The organism is Dietzia sp. IBK-p2-15D (genome assembly GCF_057773105.1).
The window spans coordinates 51,855-72,461 of sequence record NZ_JBYMTK010000011.1 but is presented as its reverse complement, the minus strand read 5'-3'; the positions used below and the strand labels follow the sequence as shown (position 1 = coordinate 72,461).

At 71.6% G+C, this 20,607-nt stretch carries 19 protein-coding genes; 14 read left to right on the top strand and 5 right to left on the bottom strand.

The genetic code is table 11. The features are described from left to right. Positions 1-7 precede the first annotated feature (7 nt). The 7 genes from AC3DEV_RS14190 to tsaD are packed head-to-tail and all read left to right on the top strand — an operon-like array spanning position 8 to position 6,909. Positions 8-1,606, top strand: a complete 1,599-nt coding sequence (locus AC3DEV_RS14190; protein ID WP_488372515.1) for a bifunctional ADP-dependent NAD(P)H-hydrate dehydratase/NAD(P)H-hydrate epimerase — start codon at positions 8-10, stop codon at positions 1,604-1,606. A 29-nt stretch (positions 1,607-1,635) separates the two neighbouring features. After that, positions 1,636-2,823: an alanine racemase gene (alr, locus tag AC3DEV_RS14185; protein WP_488372535.1), complete on the top strand. Its 1,188-nt coding sequence runs from the start codon at positions 1,636-1,638 to the stop codon at positions 2,821-2,823. After that, on the top strand, positions 2,820-4,124 hold the full coding sequence (locus AC3DEV_RS14180; RefSeq protein WP_488372514.1) for an alpha/beta fold hydrolase: 1,305 nt from the start codon (positions 2,820-2,822) through the stop codon (positions 4,122-4,124). Before alr ends, AC3DEV_RS14180 begins: the two co-directional genes overlap by 4 nt. Then, a complete protein-coding gene (gene tsaE, locus AC3DEV_RS14175) occupies positions 4,121-4,642 on the top strand; it encodes a tRNA (adenosine(37)-N6)-threonylcarbamoyltransferase complex ATPase subunit type 1 TsaE (RefSeq protein ID WP_254050506.1) in 522 nt (173 codons plus the stop codon). Before AC3DEV_RS14180 ends, tsaE begins: the two co-directional genes overlap by 4 nt. Before the next feature lie 4 nt (positions 4,643-4,646). Continuing rightward, positions 4,647-5,363 (top strand): tRNA (adenosine(37)-N6)-threonylcarbamoyltransferase complex dimerization subunit type 1 TsaB, encoded by a 717-nt coding sequence (gene tsaB / locus AC3DEV_RS14170; protein ID WP_488372513.1) that lies wholly within the window; start codon positions 4,647-4,649, stop codon positions 5,361-5,363. A 53-nt stretch (positions 5,364-5,416) separates the two neighbouring features. Continuing rightward, positions 5,417-5,875, top strand: coding sequence for a ribosomal protein S18-alanine N-acetyltransferase (rimI, locus tag AC3DEV_RS14165; RefSeq protein ID WP_488372534.1), 459 nt, complete (start codon positions 5,417-5,419; stop codon positions 5,873-5,875). Positions 5,876-5,883: 8 nt separating this feature from the next. Beyond that, positions 5,884-6,909, top strand: a complete 1,026-nt coding sequence (tsaD, locus tag AC3DEV_RS14160) for a tRNA (adenosine(37)-N6)-threonylcarbamoyltransferase complex transferase subunit TsaD (protein WP_488372533.1) — start codon at positions 5,884-5,886, stop codon at positions 6,907-6,909. Here tsaD and AC3DEV_RS14155 read toward each other — a convergent pair. Together AC3DEV_RS14155 and AC3DEV_RS14150 are read right to left on the bottom strand one after the other, a co-directional pair. Beyond that, a complete protein-coding gene (locus AC3DEV_RS14155) occupies positions 6,906-7,280 on the bottom strand; it encodes a DUF4190 domain-containing protein (protein WP_488372512.1) in 375 nt (124 codons plus the stop codon). The genes tsaD and AC3DEV_RS14155 overlap by 4 nt on opposite strands. A 9-nt stretch (positions 7,281-7,289) precedes the next feature. Then, the gene (locus AC3DEV_RS14150) at positions 7,290-8,129 is read right to left on the bottom strand and encodes a formate/nitrite transporter family protein (RefSeq protein WP_488372511.1); all 840 of its coding nucleotides are present in this window, start codon (positions 8,127-8,129) and stop codon (positions 7,290-7,292) included. Between the two features lie 344 nt (positions 8,130-8,473). Between AC3DEV_RS14150 and groES the strand changes: the two genes are divergently transcribed. The 4 genes from groES (at position 8,474) to AC3DEV_RS14130 (ending at position 12,417) form a co-directional block, all read left to right on the top strand. Beyond that, positions 8,474-8,767, top strand: a complete 294-nt coding sequence (gene groES / locus AC3DEV_RS14145) for a co-chaperone GroES (RefSeq protein ID WP_181694306.1) — start codon at positions 8,474-8,476, stop codon at positions 8,765-8,767. A gap of 122 nt (positions 8,768-8,889) precedes the next feature. Further along, a complete protein-coding gene (groL, locus tag AC3DEV_RS14140) occupies positions 8,890-10,512 on the top strand; it encodes a chaperonin GroEL (RefSeq protein WP_488372510.1) in 1,623 nt (540 codons plus the stop codon). Between the two features lie 274 nt (positions 10,513-10,786). Continuing rightward, positions 10,787-11,368 carry a sigma-70 family RNA polymerase sigma factor gene (locus AC3DEV_RS14135; RefSeq protein WP_067712600.1) on the top strand — a complete coding sequence of 194 codons (582 nt, stop codon included), beginning with the start codon at positions 10,787-10,789 and terminating at the stop codon, positions 11,366-11,368. After that, complete coding sequence (locus AC3DEV_RS14130) at positions 11,365-12,417, top strand: anti-sigma-D factor RsdA (protein WP_268091724.1); 1,053 nt, start codon at positions 11,365-11,367, stop codon at positions 12,415-12,417. The genes AC3DEV_RS14135 and AC3DEV_RS14130 overlap by 4 nt, the downstream gene beginning before the upstream one ends. A gap of 118 nt (positions 12,418-12,535) precedes the next feature. On the opposite strand, the gene AC3DEV_RS14125 is transcribed toward AC3DEV_RS14130, so the two are convergent. Beyond that, complete coding sequence (locus AC3DEV_RS14125) at positions 12,536-12,958, bottom strand: DUF5319 domain-containing protein (RefSeq protein ID WP_372502191.1); 423 nt, start codon at positions 12,956-12,958, stop codon at positions 12,536-12,538. Positions 12,959-13,072: 114 nt separating this feature from the next. On the opposite strand from AC3DEV_RS14125, the gene guaB reads away from it, so the two are divergent. The 3 genes from guaB (at position 13,073) to AC3DEV_RS14110 (ending at position 17,638) form a co-directional block, all read left to right on the top strand. Continuing rightward, complete coding sequence (guaB, locus tag AC3DEV_RS14120) at positions 13,073-14,608, top strand: IMP dehydrogenase (protein WP_067712595.1); 1,536 nt, start codon at positions 13,073-13,075, stop codon at positions 14,606-14,608. Positions 14,609-14,614: 6 nt separating this feature from the next. Next, a complete protein-coding gene (locus AC3DEV_RS14115) occupies positions 14,615-15,754 on the top strand; it encodes a GuaB3 family IMP dehydrogenase-related protein (RefSeq protein ID WP_268091725.1) in 1,140 nt (379 codons plus the stop codon). Positions 15,755-15,874: 120 nt separating this feature from the next. Beyond that, a complete protein-coding gene (locus tag AC3DEV_RS14110; RefSeq protein WP_488372509.1) occupies positions 15,875-17,638 on the top strand; it encodes an FAD-dependent oxidoreductase in 1,764 nt (587 codons plus the stop codon). A 36-nt stretch (positions 17,639-17,674) separates the two neighbouring features. Here the strand turns inward: AC3DEV_RS14110 and AC3DEV_RS14105 are convergent, their stop codons facing one another. Together AC3DEV_RS14105 and AC3DEV_RS14100 are read right to left on the bottom strand one after the other, a co-directional pair. Then, entirely contained in the window at positions 17,675-19,069 is a 1,395-nt protein-coding gene (locus tag AC3DEV_RS14105) for a WS/DGAT/MGAT family O-acyltransferase (RefSeq protein ID WP_488372532.1), read from the bottom strand. Positions 19,070-19,081: 12 nt separating this feature from the next. After that, positions 19,082-20,575 (bottom strand): WS/DGAT/MGAT family O-acyltransferase, encoded by a 1,494-nt coding sequence (locus AC3DEV_RS14100; protein ID WP_488372508.1) that lies wholly within the window; start codon positions 20,573-20,575, stop codon positions 19,082-19,084. Positions 20,576-20,607: the final 32 nt, after the last annotated feature.

The window sequence follows — 20,607 nt, the reverse complement described above, 5'->3', positions numbered from 1 at the left end:
CACGGCAATGAGGCGCGCTCACCCGGTCGGGCAGATCAGGGATGCCGAGCGCCCGCTCATCGCCGCCGCCGCAGCCTCCGGGGACCCGGATGCGGTGATGCGCCGTGCCGCGGCCGGGGTGGCCCACCACACCGCCGTCCTACTGAGGGAGCGCACCGGGGGCCTCTATGGCCGGACGGTGCAGTTGCTGGTCGGTGCCGGCGACAACGGGGGCGACGCGCTCTACGCCGGCGCGATGCTCCGGGCCCGTGGCTGTCGCGTCGACGCCGTGATGCTCGACCCGGACCGCGCACACGCTCGCGGCCTGGTCGCCCTGCGCCGTGTCGGCGGGCGGATCCACGACACGGAGTCGGTGGGCTCTCGTCTTCCGGTCCCGGATGTCGCCGTCGACGGCGTGGTGGGCCTGGGCGGACGCGGACCGCTGCGCCAGCCGGCCGACCGGATCGTCAACGGCCTGGCCGCGGCCGGGGTTCCGTGGGTGGCAGTGGATCTGCCCAGCGGGGTCGACGCCGACACCGGCACCGTCCACGACGCCCACGTTCCCGCCACCCTCACCGTGACGTTCGGGCTGCTGCGGCGGGCCCACTTGCTGGCTTCGCCGGTGTGCGGCCGCGTCGAGGTGGTGGATATCGGCCTCATCGATCCCACGGATCCCGTGCAGGCGCGTCGTCTGCAGATGCAGGAGCGCGTGCCGGACTATCTGAGCGCCGGTCCGAACACTGTCGTCGCCCACTCCCGCGCCGAGGTGGGGCGCACGTGGCCGGTGCCCGGCCCGGCCGACGACAAGTACACCCAGGGCGTCGTGGCCGTGCGCGCTGGATCCGACCGGTATCCGGGGGCAGCGGTGCTGTGTGCGTCCGCCGCCGTGGCGGCGACGTCGGGGATGGTGAGGTACGTCGGATCCGCCGCGGGGGCGGTGCTCGCGGCCCGACCGGAGGTGGTGTGCCACCCGACGGTGGCCGAGGCCGGCACCGCCCAGGCGTGGGTGGTGGGGCCGGGCGGCGGGACGGGGACCGGCGCGGTGGCCGACATCGACGCGGTCCTGTCGACGGGACGGCCCACCGTCCTCGACGCCGACGCCCTCACCTGCATCGCCACCCACCCCGTGCTGCTGCGCAGCGCCACCGCGCCCGTACTGCTCACCCCGCATGCCGGCGAGTTCGACCGCCTCACCGGTGGATGGGACCGCGGGGACCGCCCCGGCGCGCTGCGCCGCTTCGTCGCGGGTCTGCGCGAGCGAGGGATCGGGGCGACGGTGCTGCTCAAGGGGCGGGTCACCCTGATAGACGACGGCGAGACGACGTTCGCCGTGGATGTCGGTTCCTCGTGGGCCGCGACAGCGGGTTCGGGCGATGTCCTGGCCGGGATGGCGGGCGGGCTGCTGGCGAGCGGCATGGGTGTCGGTGGCACGGGGGTCGGTGGCAGGGGGGTGGGCGGTTCCGTTCCCGGGGAGTCGTTGGCGTGGCCGGCGGTCGCGGCCGCGACGGCGCACGGGGAGGCCGCGCGGCGGGCCGCGCACCGCCAGGGAGTGGCGGGTGCGCCGATCGGGGCCTCCGATCTGCTGGCAGCAGTGCCGGGAGCGATCTCCGCCCTGCGGGGGGCGTGAATCGCCCACCGGTGGTGCTTTTTGGCAGTATTGACGAAATGGGTCCAGTTGTCCCCCCGGCGCCGTGCCGCGCCGAGATCGATCTGGACGCGATCGAGCACAACAGTCGCGTCCTGGTCCGAGCTGCGCGCGGGGCGCGGGTCATGGCCGTGGTCAAGGCGGACGCCTATGGTCATGGGGCCGTCCCGGTCTCACTGGCCGCACTGCGCGGAGGCGCGCACGCCCTCGGCGTGACGACCATCGCGGAGGCGACGCAGCTGCGGTCGGCGGGGATCGGCGCCGAGATCCTGGCGTGGCTCTACTCGGCGTCCGATGACGTCCGGTCGGCCCTGGAGGCCGACATCGACCTCGCCGTCCCGAGCCCGGGTCACCTCGACACCGTGCTCGAGGCCGCCCGACGTACCGGCCGCCGCGCGCGGATCACCCCCAAGATCGACACGGGTCTCGCCCGGTCGGGCATCGCGTTGGAGGACTGGCCGGCCGTACTCGAGCGGCTGGTCGCGGCGACCGCCGGCGGTCTCGTCGAGGTGACGGGGTTGATGGCGCACTTCGCCCACGCCGATGATCCGGGCAACCCGGTGATCGACCTGCAGGTGGCCCGGCTGCACGAGTGCGTGTCCCTCGCGCGTGCCCGGGGGCTGGAGTGCCCGGTCAACCACCACGCCAACTCGGCGGCGACCCTGACCCGACCCGAGGACGGTTTCGAGATGGTCCGGCCGGGGATCGCGCTCTACGGTCTCAACCCGGTCGAGGGCCTGGAGGCCGACCTGGTCCCGGCCATGACGTTCTCGGCGGAGGTCCTCCTGGTGAGGCGCGTGTCCGCCGGTCAGGGCGTGAGCTACGGGCACACGTGGCACGCCCCGCACGACACCACCGTTGCCCTGATCGCTGCCGGTTACGCCGACGGGGTGTGGCGGCTGCTGTCGGGCCGGATGGATGTCACGATCGGCGGACGCCGCTATCCGAACGTCGGCCGCGTCTGTATGGACCAGTTGGTCGTCGACCTCGGCCCGGAGCCCGCGACGCCGGTCCGGGTGGGGGACACCGCGGTGCTGTTCGGGAACGGGGCCGACGGCGGCCCGACGGCCGCCGAGTGGGCCAGGACGGTCGGCACCATCCACTACGAGGTGGTCACCGCTGTGCGGGGACGTGCCGAGAGGCACCACGTCCTGAGCGCGTCGCACGGTGCCGACCGGGGGCGGGAGGCCGCGATATGAGCGAGGACGACGACGACGGCGAGGTGACCGGTCGCAGCGGTAGGCCCCGGATCCGTCTGCCCAGACGCCCGGCCCGGTCCGCGGCCGAGGAGCCGGTGGAGATCCGACCACCCCAGGTCGTGGGGGGTGCGCCCGGGGATCTCGAGGCGGTCGCGGACCACATCCGGACCCCCGGGGGGCTGCGTGCGGGCCTGGGTGCCCTCGGCGCCGCGACCCTCGGTTCGGTGGTCACCCTGCTGCCCGGTCGACGCGCCAACGACCCGTGGGCGGGCGAAGACATGTGGGAACTCGGAGTGGACCGTGGCTCCATGGTCGCGGCCTCCGACGGCGTACCGCTCGCGGTGCGGGAGGCCGGGCCCACCGATGCGCCGATGACCGTCGTGTTCGCCCACGGCTACACCCTGTCGATGGACAGCTGGCACTTCCAGCGGCGGCATCTCGCGGACCGGTTCGGCTCGGAGATCCGGATGGTGTTCTACGACCAGCGTGGACACGGGCTGAGCGGGATGAGTTCGCGGAAGAACTCCACCATCGACCAGCTGTCCCGGGACCTCGACACCGTCATCTCGGCGACGGCACCCACCGGTCCGGTGGTGGTGATCGGGCATTCCATGGGCGGGATGACGGTCATGGGATATGCCGCGCGCCACCCGGAGACCGTGCGGGAGCGCGTCCTGGGGGCCGGGCTGGTCTCCACCGCCATGGCCGAGCTCTCCGAGGCGGGGCTCGGCGCGGTGCTCGACAACAAATCCGTCGCGCGGCTCGCCGGTCTCGCAGGCCGGAGTCCCGGGGTGTTCACCAACGGTCGGCGGGCCCTCGGGGCGCTCATCTCGCCGTTCATCTACGGCGGCTCGTTCGGTGACCCCGCCACGATGAGCCCGACCGTCGCCCGGTTCGTGGACAAGCTCATCGGTTCGACCGACGTGCTGACCATTGCCAACTTCTTCGAGACCCTCACCCAGCACGACGAGTCGGCCGCCGTGCCCGTCCTGCGGGACGTCCGCACGACCGTGCTGTGCGGTGACCGCGACCTGCTCACCCCGCTCGACCGGTCGGTCGACATCGTCGAGGAACTGCCGGACGCCGAGTTCGTGGTGGTCCCGGGTGCCGGGCACATGGTGATGCTGGAGGAGCCCGCCCACGTGTCCGAGGTGCTGGGGGACCTGGTGGCCGACGCGATCATCGAATGGCGGGAGCGGGAGCGTCGCGCCGACGGCGTGGGCCGCGCCGCCATGCCCCCGCCGGACCGGGGCGCCGGTGGGGAGACGGCCCCGTCCACCGACCACGACCGGTCCTCGTGACGATCCGCGTCCCCGGGGAGCGCGACCTGCCGACGGCGGAGGACACCCGGGCACTGGGCGCCGAGCTCGCCGGCCTCCTGCGGGCCGGCGACGTGGTGATCCTCGACGGCCCCCTCGGCGCCGGCAAGACCGCGCTGACCACCGGGATCGCCGCCGGCCTGGGGGTACGCGGGCGCATCACCTCGCCGACCTTCGTCATCGCCCGTCGCCACGCCCCGGCGACGCCCGGCCGTCCGGGGCTGGTCCACGTCGACGCCTACCGACTGCTCGGCGGCCAGGACCCGGACGGTCCGCAACCGACCAGGGCCGACCTGGCCGACGAACTGGAATCGCTCGACCTCGACACGGCACTCGACAGCGACGTGGTGGTCGTCGAGTGGGGCGCCGGATTCGTCGACTCCCTCGTCGAGGCGCCACTGGTCGTCACCCTGCGTCGGCCCGACGGCACCGACGTCCGGACGGCGAGCTGGCGCCGGGACGCCTCGGACGGTCCCGCACCCGGCCCGGCGGTACCCTGACCCCGTGCTCGTCCTCGCCGTAGACACCTCCACGCCCTTCGTCACCGCAGGGGTGTGCCGACTCGTGCCCGGCGACCGGGTCCCGCAGGTGGAGGCACTGGCCACGCGGGTCACCGAGGACGCCCGCGCCCACGCGGAGCTGCTCACCCCGCACATCCTCGAGTGCCTCACCGCCGCGGGCCTCACGCCGCGCGAGCTCGACGCCGTGGTCGTGGGCATCGGTCCGGGACCGTTCACCGGCCTGCGCGTCGGGATGGCGACCGCAGCCGCATTCGCCGACGCCATCTCCAGGCCGGTCCACGGGGTGTGTTCGCTGGACGGGCTCGCGGCCACCGCGCGCGCCGCCGGGGCGACCGGAGACCTCGTCGTCGTCACCGACGCCCGCCGCCGGGAGGCCTACCACGCCCGCTACTCCGCGGACGGCGCACGGACCTCGGGCCCCATGGTGGGCCCCGCCGCCGGGATCGACGCGGACGGCGTCGACCACCTGGTCGGCGACCCCGTACGCCTGGGAGAGGTCACCGCCGCCGGCCACGCCGCCGCGGGGATCCTCGAGGCGGTCACCGCGCCCGACCCCGCCGGCCTCGTCACCGTCGCGGCCTCCGACCTCCTCGCGGGCACGGCCCCGGCGCCGCTGGAACCGCTCTACCTACGTCGGCCCGACGCCATCCCGCCCCGGCGCGCCGCACCCTCGACCGCGCTGCGGGGGGTCCAGCGGTGACCGGGACGCCGCCGGACGCGATCGTGCACGACCATCTGGTCGCCGACGACGCCATGCGGTGCGCGGACCTCGAGAGGGTGCTGTTCCCTGCCGACGGTCCGTGGTCGGCGGCGGCGTTCCTGTCGGAGATCGGCTCCCGGCACACCCACTGCTTCGCGGCGCGGGCGGACGGGGTCCTCGTCGGTTACGCCGTGCTGGCCGTGCTCGGACCCGAGGGGGATCGCGAGTACGAGGTGCACACCATCGGGGTCGATCCGGCCCACCAGGGGCGGGGGATCGGGCGCACGCTGCTGCGCCGCATGCTCGAGGTGGCGGACGCGGACGCGTCGCCGGTGGTGCTGGACGTGCGAACCGACAACGTCCCGGCCCGCACCCTGTACGAGGCCCACGGGTTCGAGGTGGTGGGGCTGCGTCCCCGGTACTACCGGCCCAGCAGGACCGACGCGCACCTCATGGTGCGGCCGGCGGGAGCCGCTGGTCAGAACGAGGCAGGGAAGGTGAGCGGCCGGTGAGAACCGTCATGGGGATCGAGAGCTCGTGCGACGAGACGGGGGTCGCCGTCGCGCGCGTGCACGACGACGGCCGCGCCGAGTTGCTGTCCGACGTGGTCGCCTCGTCGATGTCCGAACACGCCCGGTTCGGCGGGGTCGTCCCGGAGATCGCCTCCCGCGCCCACCTCGAGGCGCTCGTGCCGACCGTCCGCGCCGCCCTCGCCGAGGCGGGGGTGGAGCGGCCGGACGCCGTCGCCGCCACCATCGGACCCGGCCTGTCCGGGGCGCTGCTCGTGGGTTCGTCCGCCGCCAAGGCCTATGCGGCCGCGTGGGGGGCCCCGTTCTACGCCGTCAACCACCTCGTCGGTCACGTCGCCGTCGCGGGCTTCGACGGTGACCCGCTTCCCGAGTGCGTGGCCCTGCTGGTCTCCGGTGGGCACACCCAGTTGCTACACGTCCGCTCGCTCACCGAGCCGGTCGTCGAACTCGGGTCGACCGTCGACGACGCGGCAGGGGAGGCCTACGACAAGGTGGCCCGGCTGCTCGGCCTGGGGTACCCGGGCGGGCCCGTGATCGATCGGCTCGCGGGCACCGGTGACCCCACGGCGATCGCGTTCCCGCGCGGGATGACCGGATCACGCGACGCCCGGCACGACTTCTCCTTCTCCGGGCTCAAGACCTCGGTCGCCCGACGCATCGAGGCCGCCGAACGCGACGGTGAGCAGCTCGACGTGGCGGACGTCGCGGCCTCGTTCCAGGAGGCGGTGGCCGACGTGCTCACCATGAAGGCTGTCCGGGCCTGCACCGACCTGGGCGTGGACACCCTGCTCGTGGGTGGCGGGGTCGCCGCCAACTCGAGGTTGCGTGACCTCGCCGCGAGCAGGTGTGCCGACGCGGGCCTGACCCTGCGCGTCCCGCGGCCGCGGTTGTGCACCGACAACGGCGCGATGGTGGTGGGGGTCGCCTCCGCGCTCCTCGCCGCGGACGCGGACCCCAGCCCCCTGACCGTGGCGGCCGACCCCGGGCTGCCGGTCGAGGTCACCCAGGTCGCCTAGTAGCCGAGGAGCGCCATCCCCACGGTGGTGAACGTGAACGCCATCAGCAGGAACGCGGCGACCGCGGCCAGGCAGAGGTAGCCGATCACGAGGGCGGACACGGCCATCTCCTTTCCGGCCTCGCCTCTGCGGGTGATCTGCCTGAGGGACGTGTGTCCGATCGCGACCACGACGACCGCGACGGCGGCCGGGACCAGCGGCACGAACAGGCCGAGGAACGAGCCGAACACCACGTTCGCGACGGCGATCACGAGGGCGACGACGGCCAGTGTGTTGGTCCCGGGAGGGTGGAACGATCCCGGCGTGCCGTCGGACCCGGTTCGGCGGCGCGGCCCGTCGGGCCGATCCCCTGGCTTCTCGGGTGGGTGCATACGAGGAGGTCACTCCCGGGGTGGGTGGGTGCGGCCCGCCGGTGCCCCGGGGGAGCGCTCGACCCGCGTCCGTTGCGCGAAGTACAGTCCCAACCCCGCGAGGGTGATCCCGCCGATGAAGTTACCGACATGCACCGGGATCTGGTTCCACAGCAGCCAGTCGGCGATGCTCACATCGGCCCCGAGCATCATGCCCGCGGGGATCGTGAAGTGGTTGACGACCGCGTGCTCGTAACCGAGGGCGAAGAACGTGAGGATCGGCAGCCAGATGGCGAGGATCTTGCCCGAGGTGCTCGTGGAGGAGAACGACATGATCACGCCGAGCGCGACCAGCCAGTTGCACAGCACGGCGCTCAACGTCACCCAACCGAGTCCGGTGACGACGCCGGCCTCCTTGTAGGCCACCGTCTTCTCGACAGCGAGGTCCACCAGGCCCTGGGCCCCGGTGGCGTCGGGTTCGGTCCCCATCCCGGTGAGCACGGAGGTCAGCATCCACGCCGCCGCGAGCCCGCCGACAGTGTGCCCGAGGATCATCCAGCCGAAGATCCGTAGGCAGTCGCGCACCCGGATGCGGCCCTCCATCGCGGCCAGCGGGACCAGCCCGTAGGCGCCGGTGACGAGTTCCCAGCCGAGCAGGACGACCATGGTGAGGCCCAGTGGGAAGAGCACGGCGCCGAGGATCGCCACTCCGGTCGCCTCGGTGGCCATGACGGACAGAAGGGTGGCCGCTCCGAGCAGGTAGACGGCGAGGAAGCCGCGGAGGGCAAGTTGCCACCCCGGGGCGTCGGCTTTCGCCTCCCCGCCCTCGACTGCGGCGGTGACGATGTCCGGGGGTGCGACTGCGGTCATTTCTGGGCCTCGCTGTACTCGATCGGGATCGGGTCGGGCAGAGGGGGTGGTCCGGTTGATGTCCGTGCGGTGCGGGTGAGCCTACCCGCGGCGCAGGCCCGCGCCGAGCGTTCTCCGATCTCCGTCGGACCCCGACGGCGGCGAACCCGCACGCGGTTTCCTTGAGTGCTGGCACTCGCCTGTGTAGAGTGCCAATAGACACGGAGCTCCGAGGGCGCCACCCGCGACGGTGCACGCGGCAGCCCGGGTCGTACATAAACCACGGGCCGCCTTCCGGCGTCCCGATCTGTCCAACCACACTCCGAGTCGCCCGGCATCCGGGCGGCCACACCCCATACGGGAGGATCATCGTGGCGATCAAGCCGCTTGAGGACAAGATTCTCGTCCAGGCCCTCGAGGCCGAGACCACCACGGCGTCGGGTCTCGTCATCCCGGACACCGCCAAGGAGAAGCCCCAGGAGGGCACCGTCGTCGCGGTCGGCAAGGGCCGCTTCGACGAGGACGGCGACCGCATCCCCATGGACATCAAGGAGGGGGACAAGGTCATCTACTCGAAGTACGGCGGCACCGAGATCAAGTACGAGGGCAAGGAGTACCTGATCCTCTCCTCGCGTGACGTCCTCGCGGTCATCGACTGACGTGAGCTGATGACCCCCGCCCCGGCGGCGCCGGCCAGAGCCAGGCACCACCGGGGCGGAGGTGTCTCACCCCGCGGTACCCGCCCGTCACGACCACCCACTTCCCTCCAGGAGTTCCATCGATGTCCAAATTGATCGCGTTCGACGAGGAGGCCCGCACGGGCATGCTCGCCGGTGTCGACGAGCTCGCCGACACCGTCAAGGTCACGCTCGGCCCGAAGGGCCGTCACGTCGTGCTCGCCAAGGCCTTCGGCGGGCCCACCGTCACCAATGACGGTGTCTCCATCGCCCGCGAGATCGAGCTCTCCGAGCCGTTCGCGAACCTCGGCGCACAGCTGGTCAAGAGTGTCGCCACCAAGACCAACGACGTCGCGGGCGACGGCACCACCACGGCCACCGTGCTTGCCCAGGCACTCATCCGCCAGGGGCTGCGCAACGTGGCCGCCGGCTCCAACCCGATGGCGATGGGCAAGGGCATCGAGAAGGCCTCCGCCGCCGTCGTGGAGTTCCTCCGTGCGGCAGCGACACCGGTCTCCGGCTCGGACGCCGTCTCGCAGGTGGCGACCGTCTCGTCGCGTGACCCCGAGATCGGTCGCATGGTCGCCGAGGCCATGGACGCCGTCGGAGTCAACGGCGTCGTCTCCGTCGAGGAGTCCCAGGGGCTGCACACCGAGGTGTCGGTCACCGAGGGCATCGCCTTCGACAAGGGCTTCCTCTCGCCGTACTTCGTCACCGACCCCGACGAGCAGAAGGCCATCCACGAGGACGTGCTGATCCTGATCCACCGGGAGAAGATCAGCTCCCTGCCGGATCTGCTGCCGCTGTTGGAGAAGGTCGCCGAGACCGGCAAGCCGCTGCTCATCATCGCGGAGGACGTCGACGGCGAGGCGCTGTCGACCCTCGTGGTCAACTCGATCCGCAAGACCCTCAAGGTCGTCGCGATCAAGGCGCCGTTCTTCGGCGACCGGCGCAAGGCCTTCCAGGAGGATCTGGCGATCGTCACCAAGGGGCAGGTCATCAGCCCCGACCTGGGCATGAAGCTGTCGGAGTGCGGCCTGGACGTGCTCGGTCAGGCCCGGCGGGTGACCGTGTCCAAGGACGACACGATCATCGTGGACGGCGCCGGCGACCAGGCGGACGTCGACGCCCGCGTCGCGCAGCTGCGCCGCGAGGCCGAGGCCACCGACTCCGACTGGGACCGCGAGAAGCTTGAGGAGCGCGTCGCGAAGCTCGCCGGCGGTGTCGCCGTGATCCGCGTGGGTGCGGCCACCGAGACCGAGTTGACCGAACGCAAGCTCCGCGTCGAGGACGCCGTCAACTCGGCCAAGGCGGCCGTGGAAGAGGGCGTCATCGCCGGCGGTGGCTCCGTGTTGGTCCAGGCGGCCGCGGCACTCGAGCGGCTCGCCGCCGACACCGCCGACGCCGACGAGGCGGTCGGGGTGAACGTGGTCCGCAAGGCGCTGTCCGCCCCGCTGTTCTGGATCGCCGCCAATGCCGGCGAGGACGGCTCCGTCGTGGTGAGCAAGGTCTCCGAGATGGGCCCGCGCGACGGCTTCAACGCCGCCGTGGGGGAGTACGGTGACCTGGTCTCCGCCGGGATCATCGACCCGGTGAAGGTCACCTCCTCCGCCGTGGTCAACGCCTGCTCGGTCGCCCGTATGGTCCTCACGACCGAGACGGCGATCGTCGAGAAGCCCGAGGAGAAGGGCGCCGGCGGCCACTCGCACGCCGGTCACTCGCACTGATCGCGTCCGGCCTCCCGGGCCCCGCTCTCCGCGCCGCGGGGGACGGGGCCCGGCCCCGTTCCGGGCCGGTCACGTGGTCCCGCACGCCCCCCAGCGGTTACGCTTGGCGCTCAGCAGTGGTCCCACGACCCAGGGGTCACACGCCTGTTCTGAGCCCGAGCCACATCGGCCGCTGACGGGCCGGGACGTGGGATCCGTCGTGACGTGCGTCGCGACTCGAGAGAAAGGCCGTGCCCCGTAACACATCCGTGTAACACGGGGCCCCCGTAATCCGATGACAGGTACAGCAGACGAGTTGGAACTCGCCGTAGCCGAGGCGGTCAAGGGTGACCGTGTCGCTGCCACGCGGGTGCTGGAGCTCGTGCGGCCCGGTGTGGTGCGGTATTGCCGTTCCCGCGTCGGTGGCTCGGAGAGGGTCAACCTGTCTGCTGACGATGTCGCCCAGGAGGTTCTCATCGCGGTTCTCTCGGCTCTGCCGGGGTACCGGGACCAGGGACGTCCCTTCATGGCCTTCGTGTACGGGATCGCGGCCCACAAGGTCGCGGACGCCCATCGTGGCGCCGCGCGGAACAAGTCCGACCCCGTGGAGTACCTCCCCGAGGTGCTCTCGACCGACACGGGGCCGGAGGACCACGTCCTCGACGGCGAGGTGTCGAGAGCGGTGAGCCGCCTCCTCGGCACGCTGCCCGAGAAGCAGAGGGAGATCATCCGGCTACGTGTGGTGGTCGGACTCTCCGCGGAGGAGACGGCGGAGATCGTCGACAGTACGGCCGGCGCCGTGCGCGTCGCCCAACACCGGGCGATGAAGCAGCTCCGGGCGAGGATCGAGCAGGACGGAGAGGAGCGATGGCGATGAACGACGAAGTCGATCCCGGCACCCGGGACGATGACGCCTCGCTCCGCGCGCATGACGTGGACGGCCACGACGAGGACCGTGTCGACGAGGACCGGGTCGAGGTGGATCGCGACGACGAGCTCCTCGACGCGCTCGGACGCGGCGACCGTCCCGAGGGGGATGAGCCTCTCGTCGCGCTGCTCGCCGACTGGCGCGCCGAGGTGGACTCGGCCGGACTGCCGGACCTGCCCAGCGACGAGCAGATCGAGGTGGCCCTCGCCCCGAACGTCTCCCGACTGTGGCCGCGCCGCGGGTGGGTGCATTCGGGCGAGCACCACCACGGCCAGCGTCCGGCCCTGTGGCAGGCGGTGACCGGCGCCGCCGCAGTGGCGGCCGTGATCGTCGGCGGTCTGTCCGTGGCCGCGCACAGCGCGATGCCGGGCGACCCGCTCTGGGGGGTGTCCAAGACGATGTTCTCCGACCGTGCCGGGAACGTCGAGCTCGTGAGCGATCTCAGCGAGGACCTCGCCGCCGCGGACCTCGCCGCCCGAGAGGGGGACCGGAACGAGGCCGAGCGGCTGCTCGATGAGGTGAGCGCGCGGCTCGACGAGGTCTCCGACGCCTCCGAACGAGTCGAGCTCATGAAGCGTCGGGACGCCATCAAGCGCGATCTCAGTCGGGTCACCCCGAGCGTCGTCCCGTCGCCCGCCCCGGCACCCGCGCCGGCCCCGTCGCCCCCGCCCGCTCCGGGTGTGGCGACTCTCGTTCCCGGCCTCCCCGTGCCGGTGCCGTCCAACCTGGTCCCCCCGCCGCCTCCGGGGATGCCGGTCATCCCGCTCCCGCTCGACGGGCTGCGGATCTCGACCACGCTGCAGATCCCGATCGACACCCAGCGGATCCAGGATTTCCTGTCACCGACGACCGGACGACAGGGTGACGAGGCGGATGACGACCGGGTGGTGCCGGCGCCGACGCCGAGCCGCACCACCGTGACCCAGGTCCCGACTCCCACGCAGCCGGCGCCGACCGACTCACAACAGACCTCGCAGTCGGTCCGGCCGACGAACTGACCCCGGGAAACGACTCGATCCCCGCCCGTCTCGGAGGGACGGGGATCGAGTCGTCCGGGCCGGGCCGGGCCGGGCCCGGGTCGAACGGGCGGCACCCGCGCGCGGCGACCGCCTCTGCTCAGCGGCGCCAGTTGAGTCGACGGGGGCGCAGGGCCCGGGCGGCGTCCGCGTATCCGCGGCAGTACTCCCAGGTGACGTAGTCGTCCGGGATCGGGTCGAAGGCAGGCTCGTGGGGGAGGAGGGAGCCGTCCTCGAGAAGCTGCATGAGGTTGGCGCGGAGCATGTCCCACTCGTGGTAGTGCTCCTCGGCGCAGTCGTCACACTGGACCGCGACCCCCTTCACCCCGATCGGGGCCAGCAACCGACGGAACTCCGAGAGATCCGCGAGGTCCTCCTCGATCGCCCGCCGCTCGTCCGCGTCGAGCGGGCCCGTGGGCATGTCGTCATCGACGGGGTCGAGCTCGGCCAGCTCCGCGGCCGGATCATCCGGATCTCCGGCGAACGGGTCGGGCGGCATTCCGTGCCGTAGGGGATCGTCCACGACCTCCACCGTACCCGTGACCACGGTCTCACGTGGTCGACGGTTCGAGCCGTGGCCCCCGGAACCACTATCCTCGAAAGTCAGCACCTAGACGACCCCCCAGGAGGACGGCAGATGAGCGAGTCGAATGGCCCCGTGCGCACCGGCGGCGACGACCCGACCAAGGTCGCGATGGTGGGCCTGACGTTCGACGACGTGCTCCTCCTCCCGGCCGCGTCCGAGGTGGTCCCGAGTGAGGTCGACACCAGCACCCGCCTGACACGGGACATCACCCTGCGGGTGCCGCTGATCTCGTCGGCGATGGACACCGTGACCGAGGCCCGCATGGCCATCGCCATGGCACGGCAGGGCGGGATCGGCGTCCTGCACCGCAACCTCTCCGTGGGGGACCAGGCCGCCCAGGTCGAGACGGTGAAGCGGTCCGAGGCCGGGATGGTGACCGACCCGGTGACCTGCGCGCCCAGCGACACGTTGGCGGAGGTCGACGAGAAGTGCGCCCGCTACCGCATCTCCGGATTGCCGGTGACCGACGAGCGCGGTGAGCTGGTCGGCATCATCACCAACCGCGACATGCGGTTCGAGATGGACAAGTCCCGGCGGGTCGACGAGGTCATGACCCGGGCGCCCCTGGTGGTCGCGCGGGAGGGCGTCACCGCGGAGGCGGCGCTCGGCCTGCTGCGCCGGCACAAGATCGAGAAGCTGCCGATCGTCGACGGTGACGGGCGACTGACCGGACTCATCACGGTGAAGGACTTCGTCAAGACGGAGAAGCACCCCGACGCCACCAAGGACTCGGACGGCCGGCTGCGCGTGGCCGCCGCCATCGGCACCGGGGAGGACGCCTGGCAGCGCGCCGGGGCCCTCACCGACGCCGGGGTGGACGCCCTGGTGGTCGACACCGCCCACGCCCACAACCGCAACGCCCTCGACATGGTCGCCCGGGTCAAGCGGGAACTCGGCGACCGCGTGCAGGTGATCGGGGGCAACCTCGCCACCCGCGGTGCCGCCCAGGCGATGATCGACGCGGGTGCGGACGCCATCAAGGTGGGCATCGGCCCCGGTTCCATCTGCACCACCCGGGTGGTCGCGGGCGTGGGTGCTCCCCAGATCACCGCGATCCTCGAGGCCTCGGTCGCAGCGCATGCGGCGGGGATCCCCGTCATCGCCGACGGCGGAATGCAGTACTCCGGTGACGTGGCCAAGGCGATCGCCGCCGGCGCCTCGGCCTGCATGTTCGGGTCCCTGCTCGCGGGGTGCACCGAATCGCCGGGTGAGCTGATCTTCGTGGACGGCAAGCAGTACAAGGTCTACCGCGGCATGGGTTCGCTGGGCGCGATGCGCGGCCGCGGCAAGCCCGGGCAGGAGAAGTCGTTCTCCAAGGACCGGTACTTCCAGGACGACGTGCTGTCCGAGGAGAAGCTGGTGCCCGAGGGCATCGAGGGGCGGGTCCCGTATCGCGGAGACGTCGGTCAGGTGCTCCACCAGCTCGCCGGAGGGCTGCGTGCGGGCATGGGCTACACCGGAGCCGCCACCATCCCGGAGATGCACCGTGCCCAGTTCGTCCAGATCACGGCCGCGGGGCTCAGGGAGAGCCACCCGCACGCGATCCAGATGACGGTCGAGGCCCCCAACTACAACGTCAAGGACTGAAGTCGCGTGCGCAATGTCGTGGAGATCGGCCTGGGTCGCGAGGCCCGTCGGATGTTCGGGCTGGGCGAGGTCGACATCGTCCCCTCCCGCCGGACCCGCAGCTCCAAGGAGGTGTCCACCTCCTGGCAGATCGACGCCTACCAGATGGACATCCCGGTGATGACCCACCCGACCGACGCCGTGGTCTCCCCGGACTCGGCGGTGGAGTTCTCCAAGCTCGGTGGTCTGGCCGTGCTCAACGGAGAGGGACTGTGGGCCCGTCACGCCGATCCCGATGCCGTGATCGCCGAGCTGAGGGAGCTCGCGCTGGAGGACGTGACCGGCAACCGGGCCGTGGCGCGACTGCAGGAGCTGCACCGCGCCCCGATCGACCGCGAGCTCCTCGCCGCTGCGGTTCACCGCATCCGCGACGAGGGTGCGACCGTGGCGGTGCGGGTCTCACCGCAGCACGCGCGCGAGCTCACCCCGGGGCTCGTCGCGGCGGGGGTCGACCTGCTGGTGGTGCAGGGCACGATCATCTCGGCGGAGCACGTCAGCGGTGAGGACGCCCCGCTCGACCTCAAGGAGTTCATCGGTGGCCTCGATGTCCCGGTGATCGCCGGCGGCGTCGTCGACTACAAGACCGCCCTGCACCTCATGCGCACGGGCGCCGCCGGTGTGATCGTGGGATACGGCGGGGTCGACGGCATCACCACCACCGGCCAGGTGCTGGGTATGGAGGTCCACATGGCCACCGCGATCGCCGACGCGGCCGCGGCCCGGCGGGACTACCTCGACGAGACCGGAGGCCGCTACGTGCACGTGTTGGCCGACGGCGACATCTACACCTCCGGTGACATCGCCCGCGCCGTGGCGTGCGGCGCCGACGCGGTGGTCCTCGGGCCGCTGCTCGCCGGCTCGTTGGAGTCCCCGGGCCGCGGTGTCTACTGGGACGCGGTCTCCGCCCACCCCAAGGTGCCGCGTGGGCATGTGTCCGAGGTGGAGGACGAGACGGCCCTGGCGCCACTGGAAGAGGTCCTCGAGGGGCCCACCAGCGTCCCCGACGGCACCCGCAACCTCATGGGCGGACTGCGTCGCGCGATGGCGAAGTGCGGCTACTCCGACGTCAAGGGTTTCCAGAAGGTGGACCTGTCCGTCCGGCCCTGATCGCCCGACCGGGGGTCGGACGGCCCCACTCTCTGGACAAATCGTGACCTACTGTCGGGTAGGTTCGAGGGTGCTCGGGTACTGTGATGCCCACCATCGACCACTCCTGGGAGTTGCACCATGACGCCGCACACACCGTCGACCCCGACCGACGCCCCCACCACGCCGACGGACACGGATGTCGTCGTCATCGGATCCGGTTTCGGTGGCAGCGTCACGGCCCTGCGGTTGTCGGAGAAGGGGTACCGCGTCACGGTCATCGAGGCGGGTCGCCGCTTCGAGGACGCGGACCTGCCCAAGACGTCCTGGCGACTCCACCGGTACGTGTGGGCGCCCAAGCTCAAGCTGTTCGGGATCCAGCGCGTCCACATGATGCGCGACGTGATGATCCTCGCCGGCGCGGGCGTGGGCGGGGGATCGCTCAACTACGCCAACACGCTGTACAAGCCCACGAGCCAGTTCTTCAAGGACCGGCAGTGGGGTCACATCACGGACTGGGAGTCCGAACTCTCCCCGTTCTACGACCAGGGCCGCCGCATGCTGGGCGTGGTCACCAATCCCACGCACACCCACTCGGACGAGGTCATGAAGAAGGTGGCCCGCGACATGGGCGCCGAGGACACCTTCGTCTACACCCCGGTCGGCGTGTTCTTCGGCGAGAAGACCGGCGGTCAGGGCAAGCCCGGCGAGCTCGTCCCCGATCCGTACTTCGGCGGGGTGGGGCCGGATCGCAACGCGTGCATCGAGTGCGGCGAGTGCATGACCGGCTGCCGGCACAACGCCAAGAACACGCTGATGAAGAACTACCTCGCCCTGGCCGAGCGCGCGGGCGCCCGCATCCTGGACCGGACCACGGTCAGCGACCTGCGCGAGCGCGGCGACGGCACGTGGGAGATCACCCTCGAGCGGACGGGCGCCTGGACGCGTCGCGGCAAGCGCACCACCACGGTGACCGCCGGTCAGGTCGTCGTGGCGGCCGGCACCTGGGGAACCCAGCACCTGCTCCACTACGCCAAGGACTCCGGGTCCCTGCCCAGGCTCTCGGATGCGATCGGTCGGCTCACTCGGACCAACTCGGAGGCGATCCTCGGGGCCATGCGTCCGAACTACAAGCCGGAGCAGGACTTCTCCGAGGGAGTGGCCATCACGTCGTCGTTCCATCCCCGGTCGGACACCCACATCGAACCGGTCCGGTACGGCAAGGGCTCCAACGCCATCGCCATCCTGCAGACCCTGCTCACGGACGGTGACGGGCCGCTCCCGCGGTGGCGCACCCTGCTGGCCGAGGTCCGCCGCAACCCGGCCATGTTCATGCAGCTGTTCTATCTGCGCCGCTGGAGCCAGCGTTCGGTGATCGCGCTCGTGATGCAGAACCTGGACAACTCGCTGCAGACCTACGTCAAGCGCTTCGGTCCGTTCAGGTACGTCACCAGCAAGCAGGGTCACGGGGAGCCCAACCCCACCTGGATCCCCGCCGGAAACGAGGCCACCCGCAAGATCGCCGAGGAGATCGGCGGCCTGCCCGGGGGCACGTGGGGCGAGATCGCCAACATCCCGCTCACCGCCCACTTCCTGGGCGGGTGCGTGATCTCGGATTCGCCCGAGACCGGGGTCGTGGACCCGTACCACCGCGTGTGGAACTACCCGACGATGCACATCGTGGACGGCTCGGCGATCTCCGCGAACCTCGGTGTCAACCCGGCGCTGAGCATCACCGCCCAGGCCGAGCGGGCCATGTCGCTGTGGCCCAACAAGGGTGAGGCCGACCAGCGCCCGGCCCAGGGCGAGGACTACCGGCGCCTGTCGCCGGTCCCGCCCGTGTCGCCGATGGTCCCGGAGGCCGCGCCGGGAGCCCTGCGGCTGCCGATCGTCCAGGTCAGCTGAGGGTCGTCCCCCGTGGTCAGGACGTGGTGAGCCGGGTCAGGAGGCGGTGAGCTCGAGCAACTCGTCGAGCGCCGCCGTGATCCCGCGGGCCACCGCGTCCGGGTCCGGCACCAGGTGTTCGCACGAGATCACCCCCAGGTCGAGCCGCCCGTCGGTCGACAGGCTGGTCACGGAGAGCCCCGCACCGTGGAGCAGCGGGCCGAAGGGGTGCATGTGGGTGATCCGCGCGCCGAGGAAGTAGAGGGCGTGACGGGGGCCGGGCACGTTGGAGACGATGAGGTTGTAGATCACCGGGTGGACGTCGGCCAGTCTCAGCGCCTCGTACGCCCGCATGCCCATGTCGAGTAGCCGACGGGGGCCCATGCGGGCCCAGTTGTCCAGGAGCGCCGGGCGGATGCTCGCGGCTTGGCGCTTCGTGGTCTCCGCTGCGGCGGAGATCCGCTCGTACCGTTCGACCGGGTCGGCTACATCCGTGGCCAGGGAGGCGAACATGGCCGACACCTGGTTGGCGCCGCCGGTGGCCAGATCGTCTCGGGTGGACATGGGGACGATCGCCACCATGGAGGAGGTGGGAGAGTCTCCGTGGGCCTCGAGGTAGGACCTGACAGCGCCGCCGACCACGGTGAGGAGGACGTCGTTGACGGTGCCGCCGAGGCGGGCGGTGACGAGCTTGACGGACGCCAGGTCGAGTGATGCGGTGGCCACGGCGCGGTGCGGGGTGAGCGAGTGGTTGAAGAGGGTCCGCGGCGCCGTGAACGGGGCCGGCATGGATTCCCCGTGGCCGGCCCGGCCGCGGGCGCGTCTCATGGCCGCGGGGACCGACAGCGTCTCGGGGAGCAGTCGGAGGAGGGCCAGGGGCCGGCCCAGCACGTCGCGGGCGCCACCGGCGATCAGTTGCAGGGTGTTGGCCCGTCCGACGTGCGTGCGCACGAGCGCGGGATCCTGGTCGGGCGTGGTGGCGTCCGTCGCGGCGAGGGCGGAGAGCAACTCGGCGCCCAGCATCCCGTCGATGACCGAGTGGTGGACCCGGCAGAACGCGCTGACGGTCGGCGCGTGCGGGTCACCCCGCTCGATGATCCAGACCTGCCACAGCGGGTGGGCGCGGTCCAGCGGGGTGGAGGCGAGCCGACCGCACGTCTCCAGCAGCTCGGCCTCGGTGCCGGCCGGCCCGAGTTCGATCCGGCGTAGGTGGTGGGTGATGTCGAAGTCGAAGTCCTCGACCCACGCCGGGTGGCCGGGGTTCCACGGTGAGTCGTGGACCTTGCGGCGGAACGGGGGGACGGCTTTGACCCGGCGGGCGAGCCCCGATCGCAGGCGTTCGAACGAGTAGCCCTCCTCGATGGTGGTCACGTCGAGGTGGACCAGGCCGTTGATCACCATCATCTGCTCGGGGGTCTCGAGGTAGAGGAAGCTCGCGTCGAGCCCGGTCATCCGTTCCACGTGTCAGCGCTCCCCGGCGGCCGCCGACCGCGCCGCCTCCCGGGTGAGTTCCAGCAGTCGGGCCATCGCCTCCCGGATCCCGGTGGCGAGCAGGTCGGGGTCGGGGGCGAGGTGCTCGCAGGCGTTGATCCCCACGTCGAGTCGACCGCCCATGGACATGGCGGTGACCGAGAGTCCGGAACCGTGCATGAGGGGCCCGAGCGGGTAGACGTGGGTCACCCGGCATCCGAGGAAGTCCAGTCCCTGACGGGGCCCGGGGATGTTCGACACGACGAGGTTGTGCACGACGGGATGCAGGTCCGCCAGGTGGAAGTCGCCGTATATCCGCATCAGCATCTGCAGGGTCCGGGCGGGGGCGAGTGTGGCGATGTCCTGGATTAGGTCCGGCCGCATGCCGTTCTTCGACTGCTTCTTGCCTCGGCTGGTGCGGGCGGAGATGGCGCGCAGGCGCTCGAGCGGGTCGGCGATGTCGGTCCCCAGGGACGCGAACAGGACCGTCACACGGTTGTTGCCCCGGGCGTCCCCGGCGTCGCGGGTGGAGACGGGGACCACGGCGACGAGCGACGTGTCGGGCAGGTCGTCGTGGGAGCGCAGGTACCGCCGCAGCGCGCCGCCCATCACCGCCAGGAACACGTCGTTGACGGTCACGCCGAAGGCGTCCTTGATCTCGCTGATCTCGCCGAGGTCGAGTGGGGCACCCCAGACCGCCCGGTGGGGGGTGATGGTGGCGTTGAAGCGGGTGCGGGGCGCGGTGAACGGTGCCGCCCTGGGGACGACGACGAGGTCGTCCGTGGCGTCGGCCGTGCCCGTCTCCTCCGGGGCCGGATCGTCCGACTTCTTCTTGGCGGCCGTGGCCCTGCGCAGTGCGAAGGGGAGCGCGGCGAACTCGGGTACCAGCCGGGCCAGGGTCAGCGGGCGACGTACGGAGAAATCCCACCACCCGCCGGCGAGGAGCCGGATGGGGTTGGCGTTGCCCGCCTCGACGCGGACCATGTCGAGGTCGCGGGCGGAGGGCTGCTCTCCGGCGGAGGCGAACTTGCGCAGGATGTTCGCGCCGTTGGCCCCGTCGAGGATGGCGTGGTGGGCCCGGAAGTACACGACGATGGTGTCCGGTTCGGTGAGCCGCTCGAGGACCCACATCTCCCACAGGGGGCGTGACCTGTCCAGCGGGCGGCTGCCGAGGGTGCCGCACATCTCGAACACCGCGCGGTCGTCACCGGGGTGGTCCACGTCGACGCGGCGGACGTGTGCGGTGATGTCGAGGTCGTATTCCTCGACCCAGGCGGGGTGGCCGAGGTTGAGCGGGGAGTCGTAGATCTTGCGGCGGAGTTCGGGTAGTTCCTTGATCCGGCGGCCGAGCTCGGTCCGGAGCCATTCGAAGGAGTACCCGACCTCGAGGCCGGAGACGTCGACGAAGAGGATCCCACCCACCACGAGGGGTTGCTGGGGGGTCTCCATGTACAACAGGCTCGCGTCGAAACCGGTCATTCGCTCCATCGATGCGCTCCAGCTCTCTCGGTCCCGGGCCG

What these genes read in the sequence shown, in the direction of transcription:
- AC3DEV_RS14110 (WP_488372509.1), top strand. Translation starts at nt 15,875, where the DNA reads ATGACGCCGCACACACCGTCGACCCCGACCGACGCCCCCACCACGCCG.
- tsaD (WP_488372533.1), top strand. Translation starts at nt 5,884, where the DNA reads ATGGGGATCGAGAGCTCGTGCGACGAGACGGGGGTCGCCGTCGCGCGC.
- AC3DEV_RS14150 (WP_488372511.1), bottom strand. Translation starts at nt 8,129, where the DNA reads ATGACCGCAGTCGCACCCCCGGACATCGTCACCGCCGCAGTCGAGGGC.
- guaB (WP_067712595.1), top strand. Translation starts at nt 13,073, where the DNA reads ATGAGCGAGTCGAATGGCCCCGTGCGCACCGGCGGCGACGACCCGACC.
- AC3DEV_RS14130 (WP_268091724.1), top strand. Translation starts at nt 11,365, where the DNA reads ATGAACGACGAAGTCGATCCCGGCACCCGGGACGATGACGCCTCGCTC.
- groL (WP_488372510.1), top strand. Translation starts at nt 8,890, where the DNA reads ATGTCCAAATTGATCGCGTTCGACGAGGAGGCCCGCACGGGCATGCTC.
- AC3DEV_RS14135 (WP_067712600.1), top strand. Translation starts at nt 10,787, where the DNA reads ATGACAGGTACAGCAGACGAGTTGGAACTCGCCGTAGCCGAGGCGGTC.
- AC3DEV_RS14190 (WP_488372515.1), top strand. Translation starts at nt 8, where the DNA reads ATGAGGCGCGCTCACCCGGTCGGGCAGATCAGGGATGCCGAGCGCCCG.
- AC3DEV_RS14180 (WP_488372514.1), top strand. Translation starts at nt 2,820, where the DNA reads ATGAGCGAGGACGACGACGACGGCGAGGTGACCGGTCGCAGCGGTAGG.
- rimI (WP_488372534.1), top strand. Translation starts at nt 5,417, where the DNA reads ATGCGGTGCGCGGACCTCGAGAGGGTGCTGTTCCCTGCCGACGGTCCG.
- AC3DEV_RS14100 (WP_488372508.1), bottom strand. Translation starts at nt 20,575, where the DNA reads ATGGAGCGAATGACCGGTTTCGACGCGAGCCTGTTGTACATGGAGACC.
- AC3DEV_RS14105 (WP_488372532.1), bottom strand. Translation starts at nt 19,069, where the DNA reads ATGACCGGGCTCGACGCGAGCTTCCTCTACCTCGAGACCCCCGAGCAG.
- AC3DEV_RS14155 (WP_488372512.1), bottom strand. Translation starts at nt 7,280, where the DNA reads ATGCACCCACCCGAGAAGCCAGGGGATCGGCCCGACGGGCCGCGCCGC.